Origin of the sequence: Limnospira sp. (assembly GCF_051859755.1) — a bacterium.
In the GTDB taxonomy this organism is placed as follows: Bacteria; Cyanobacteriota; Cyanobacteriia; order Cyanobacteriales; family Microcoleaceae; genus Limnospira; species Limnospira fusiformis.
Genome location: NZ_JBIMLI010000214.1, coordinates 1 through 5076, shown reverse-complemented (window position 1 = coordinate 5076; position 5076 = coordinate 1). Strand labels below are relative to the sequence as shown.

5 protein-coding genes are annotated in these 5076 nt (G+C 48.7%); 4 read left to right on the top strand and 1 reads right to left on the bottom strand.

Features of this window, described 5'->3' with window-relative positions; translation table 11 throughout:
- The first annotated feature begins 360 nt into the window (after nucleotides 1-360).
- A complete protein-coding gene (locus ACTIE0_RS22605) occupies nucleotides 361-1686 on the top strand; it encodes a protein kinase domain-containing protein (RefSeq protein WP_235677613.1) in 1326 nt (441 codons plus the stop codon).
- Nucleotides 1687-1694: 8 nt separating this feature from the next.
- On the opposite strand, the gene ACTIE0_RS22600 is transcribed toward ACTIE0_RS22605, so the two are convergent.
- Entirely contained in the window at nucleotides 1695-2213 is a 519-nt protein-coding gene (locus tag ACTIE0_RS22600) for a DUF928 domain-containing protein (RefSeq protein ID WP_230428104.1), read from the bottom strand.
- Nucleotides 2214-2871: 658 nt separating this feature from the next.
- Between ACTIE0_RS22600 and ACTIE0_RS22595 the strand changes: the two genes are divergently transcribed.
- Genes ACTIE0_RS22595 through ACTIE0_RS22585 form a run of 3 tightly spaced genes read left to right on the top strand, consistent with a single transcriptional unit; the run spans nucleotide 2872 to nucleotide 5023 of the window.
- Entirely contained in the window at nucleotides 2872-4461 is a 1590-nt protein-coding gene (locus ACTIE0_RS22595; RefSeq protein WP_039933693.1) for a class I SAM-dependent DNA methyltransferase, read from the top strand.
- Complete coding sequence (locus tag ACTIE0_RS22590) at nucleotides 4458-4709, top strand: hypothetical protein (RefSeq protein ID WP_006625654.1); 252 nt, start codon at nucleotides 4458-4460, stop codon at nucleotides 4707-4709. Before ACTIE0_RS22595 ends, ACTIE0_RS22590 begins: the two co-directional genes overlap by 4 nt.
- On the top strand, nucleotides 4706-5023 hold the full coding sequence (locus ACTIE0_RS22585) for a type II toxin-antitoxin system VapC family toxin (protein WP_006625653.1): 318 nt from the start codon (nucleotides 4706-4708) through the stop codon (nucleotides 5021-5023). Before ACTIE0_RS22590 ends, ACTIE0_RS22585 begins: the two co-directional genes overlap by 4 nt.
- Nucleotides 5024-5076: the final 53 nt, after the last annotated feature.

Here is a 5076-nt window from a genome sequence, read left to right as displayed (position 1 = left end):
CCAGTTAAGGCTATAGCTGGTCAGCTACCTGAAAGGGGGGCACGAAGCCCCCGTGCTTCAGCCGGGGGTGCTGACCCACGCGAAATGGTGAGTTGAACGGGAAAACCTAATTTAGCTACCCATAGTAGCAGAACGCCTTAGCTAAGACAAGATATGATCGGCAGATCCGGGAATATGACGAACTACAAGCTGTCACGCTTAGAGAATCAGCACGATCGCAGCCAGCCAGTTGGTTTGAGGAAAAACCCTGTGATGCTGAGTAAAGTTGCACCTTGGCATCTGTGCTAAAGCCATTATACCCATAAAGTGAAATTAATGCAATCGGTGCGTTTCCTCGTTCAACTTTACCCGGTCCCGACTATGTTAAATCCATTAGACTCCCCACCCAACCCTACTGTCATCCTGAATAACCGTTACGAGATCCTATTGGCGATCGCCAGCGGTGGCTTTGGCGAAACCTTTTTGGCGGAGGACAACCAAATGCCCTCTCGCCGCCGTTGTGCCATCAAACGCTTAAAACCGAAAGCTGATGACCCGAACGTTCATCATATCATCACGGAACGTTTTAGGCGCGAGGCGACAGTCTTAGAAAAATTAGGAGAAATTAGCGATCGCATTCCTAGCCTGTATGCTTATTTAGAAGAAGACGGCCAGTTTTACTTAGTCCAGGAGTGGATAGAAGGAGAAATTCTGACCAGTCGCATACAGCAACAGGGGTCGATGTCGGAAACCCAAGTCCGGGATCTTTTGTTAAACCTGCTACCAGTCCTCCACACCATCCACAGCCATGGTCTAATTCACCGAGACATCAAGCCAGACAATATCATCCTGCAACCTCCCCACTACAAACCAGTTTTGATTGACTTTGGCGCGGTTAAAGAGATTATGGGGACTGTGTTAAACTCTCGCGGTAATCCCACCCCCTCCATGGTCATTGGTACACCGGGATTTATGGCTTCTGAACAGGCGACGGGACACCCGTTTTTTGCCAGTGATTTGTTCAGTCTGGGAGTCACTGCTATTTATATGTTGACGGGGAAAACCCCCCAGGAGTTAGCCATCGATGAAAACACGGCGCAAATTCAATGGCGGCACTTAGTCCCAACGGTGAACCCAGAATTTGCGGATATTTTAGATCGCGCCACTCGTTTTCACCCTAGCGATCGCTTTTCTGATGCTCAAGAAATGCTGACCGCCTTAGAAGGATTATCCCATCCCATAGCATCGACGGAAATTTCTGTTCCCCCTTCGACAGTCATTTTTCCCAAAGCCACCTCACCGAAGCCACCCCAACGGCGACCCGATTGGCAAATCCCGGCTATAGTAGGTGTGATCTTAGGGATTCTCGCCGGTTTAGGATTGACCATATTTTGGCATTCGCAGTCAGAACCCAAGGAATCGGAAGCGATCGCCGAAACCTATCAACTACCCCTATCATTTTATTTTATTGGGGATTCTGCCTTTTATAGTCCCCAGCAAGCCAAAAATAAACGTCATTCCCTGTTGGAGGACGGCTACACCCAGGCTGATTTTTTCTGGTCAGCCAACTATAGCAACCTATCGAGCCATAATTCCTACCAAGTCTATAGCAAGTGGTTTGAGACTCAAGACGACTGCGAAGCCGCTTTAAAAGAGTATCATCAATATAACCCCAATTCTTATTGTGGATTTGCGACTAAACTTTAACCCCCTGTTCAAAACTCCCCATTCTCGATTATCGATTTTGGCAAATCTATCGCTCCCAATAATTCTTGCCAATCTTCTCGGTAAATGGGATTTTCCGGTTGTTCTTCTCGGAACTTCATCACCAGAGTTAACAGGTCGAACCAGATACTGTTGGCTGCATAAACTAGAGCCAAATCTCGACCGGATTTGTCTCGGATTTGTGCTTGTAAATCCTGGTCAAGTTCCCGTTTTAAGACTTCACCCCTGACGACTAAATCCCCAGTGCGATCGCTCGGTTCGCAAATAATTGACAAACGCCAATAGTAGTTAGTTTCGGTTTCCTCCAAATAAATATCTTCCGGGAGAGTGACTGCTATCAGTCCGGGGTTGACAGTTAAGCTAAATTCAACCAGGCGGTTTTTCCGAGGGTCTTGTAGTTCAAATTCCGCCGACCAGGATGAATCTTTAGATGCCGTTAAGTAAAACCAAAATTTCGGGTGCGCCGATAGGGTATAGCCCCAATTTTGGGTAGGAACTAAAGCGGTGATTTGGGTGTTTCTGGTGCAGTTTCCCCGCCCTCCAGCGCTACTGCTGCGATCGCCTGGTCTACCGCGATCTGGGAGTTGAAAATTGAGAGATTCTCTGATATTATCAGAGGTATGCGGTGCTGTATAATGCTGGGTTTACCGACTATCGGAAACCTGGAAAACAGAGGTATTTAATGCCAAGAGTAGGGCGAAAATCCCCACAAAAATTGTGTTTAAAAAAATCATAAAAACGGTTTATGGCGCGGGGGAAAAACCCCAAAATTCTATTCCCTCGTGGTCTAAATATAGTGGTTATGCTTCCAGTTTCTGAGTACCGGTTTTTTGAGGATGATTGCCGTCAGGGCAAAACCATTACCAGAGGTAACCAGAGGTATCCAATACCCTACCATAAAGCTGACAAAACAGATACCATATATGATAACTATGCTTATCTGCGTGTGTCCTTCCAGACCATCAACCGCTGGGAGAAGGGACGGGCCACCCCCTCCCCGATGGCAATGACCCTGATTGAGTTGCAGTTGCGGCAGATGAGAGAGCGAGGGGCGGATTTGATGTCCGGCTTATTTTTCAGAGTAGGTGCTTTCTTTGAGTGCGATCGCCTAGATTCAGTTTTTAAAAAAATCCATATTGTCCATTTTCTAAAAAGTTCCATCCCTGAATGCCAAAGTCCAAAAAAACCCAATCCACCTCCAAGCAAAACGGAAACGGAGCCAATCTCGGTTTTGAGCAAACCCTGTGGGCTGCTGCCGATAAAATGCGCGGCCACATGGATGCGGCTGAATACAAGCACGTCACCTTGGGGCTGATTTTCCTCAAGTACATCTCTGATGCCTTCCAGGAACGCTACGATGACCTCGCAGCAAGGCAAGAAACAGACTACACCGACCCCGAAGACCGCGATGAATACGTTGGGGAAAATATGTTCTGGGTGCCGCAAGAAGCGCGATGGTCAACAATTCAAGCCAGCGCCAAGCAACCGGATATCGGCAAGCGCATTGATGAGGCGATGCTGGCGATCGAGAAAGAAAACCCTCGACTCAAGGGCGTTTTACCGAGTAACTACAACCGCCCCGACCTGGATAAGCAACGCCTAGGGGAACTCATCGACCTGATTAGTACCATCGGATTGGGCGACGCTGAGAACCGCTCCAAGGATATTTTGGGGCGAGTTTATGAATATTTTCTGGGACAGTTTGCCGAGAAGGAAGGTAAGGGTGGCGGTGAGTTTTACACGCCGCAGTCCGTGGTTAGGCTGTTGGTTGAGATGATTCAGCCGTACAAGGGACGAATCTATGACCCTTGCTGTGGTTCCGGTGGAATGTTCGTGCAGTCCGAGAAATTCGTGGAAGCGCACGGGGGACGTAAAGGCGATATTGCCATTTACGGCCAAGAATCGAACCCGACAACGCGGCGACTGTGCTTGATGAATCTCGCCATTCGCGGGATAGATGGCAACATCGGCGACAGACAAGCGGATAGTTTCACCAACGATTTACACAAAGACTTGAAGGCAGATTACATCCTGGCGAATCCTCCATTTAACATCAGCGATTGGTGGAATGAGAAGCTGGCAGAAGACGTGCGCTGGCAGTACGGGACACCACCGAAGGGAAACGCTAACTATGCTTGGATTCAGCACATCATTCACCATCTCGCACCGAATGGGATTGCTGGGTTCGTGTTGGCGAATGGTTCGATGAGTTCCAACCAGTCTGGGGAAGGGGATATCCGCAAAGCCTTAATCGCTTCGGATTTGGTGGATTGCATGATTGCCTTACCGGGACAGTTGTTCTACACCACCCAGATTCCTGCTTGTCTGTGGTTTGTAGCGCGGGACAAGTCGGGCAAACCCACTGCTGGACACAAACCTTGCCGCAACCGCAAGGGTCAGACCTTATTTATTGATGCTCGGAAGTTGGGGGTGTTGATTGACCGAACCCATCGGGAACTGATTGATGAGGAACTCGCCCGCATTGCTGGAACCTATCAGGCATGGCGCGGGGAATCGGGGGCGGATGAGTATGAGGACCTGCCGGGATTTTGTAAGAGTGCCACTCTGGAGGAAATCGCCTCTCATGGTTATGTGCTGACCCCAGGGCGCTATGTGGGGGCGGAGGAACTGGAAGAGGATGATGAGCTGTTTGAGGAGAAGATGGAACGGTTGACGAAGAAGTTGTACGCACAGTTTGAGGAAAGTGCCAAACTAGAAGCAGCGATTCGGGAAAATTTGAGGAGGTTAGGGCTATGAGTCCATTGCTACAAAACCTATTGCAGCAAGTTGAGCAGTTGTCCTATGAAGAACGGTTAGAACTGATTAGCGGTGTAGCACAGAGTCTGAAATCTCAGCCACACCAGACCAGCCCTAAACGGAAACTTAGTGAATTTCGCGGGATGGTAAAGCACCCATTTTTTGGCGAGGATGCTCAGGAATGGGTGACGCGAACTCGTCGAGAAGGGGATGAGCATCGGGAACGAGTCCTCAGAGGCGAATTATGAGGATTGATGAGGCGCTTTCTGGGGTATCGCGGCTGTTTTTAGATACATCGCCTGTTGTGTATTTTGTGGAGGAAAATCCTGATTTCTGGCCGCTTGTCAGGATGATTTTTGACCGGATTGAGAATGCAGGATTGGTGGGTGTTGTGGGGCCTATCACCCTGGCAGAATGTCTGGTAGTCCCCTACAGAACGGGAGATGTGAAGGGACAAAGAGAGTTTAGAGAGCTGCTAACGAACACAGAGAACATTCAATTTGTAGAAATTGGTCAATCGATGGGACAACTGGCAGGGGAGCATGATTTAATCTCAAATTAGGTTAATATTTTAGGGCAATAGGGTCTAATAAGCGAGAAGAGTTGAGGATAAAC

Excerpts from the sequence above, each read along its gene's own strand:
- ACTIE0_RS22605 (WP_235677613.1), top strand. The coding sequence starts at position 361 with ATGTTAAATCCATTAGACTCCCCACCCAACCCTACTGTCATCCTGAAT.
- ACTIE0_RS22595 (WP_039933693.1), top strand. The coding sequence starts at position 2,872 with ATGCCAAAGTCCAAAAAAACCCAATCCACCTCCAAGCAAAACGGAAAC.
- ACTIE0_RS22590 (WP_006625654.1), top strand. The coding sequence starts at position 4,458 with ATGAGTCCATTGCTACAAAACCTATTGCAGCAAGTTGAGCAGTTGTCC.
- ACTIE0_RS22585 (WP_006625653.1), top strand. The coding sequence starts at position 4,706 with ATGAGGATTGATGAGGCGCTTTCTGGGGTATCGCGGCTGTTTTTAGAT.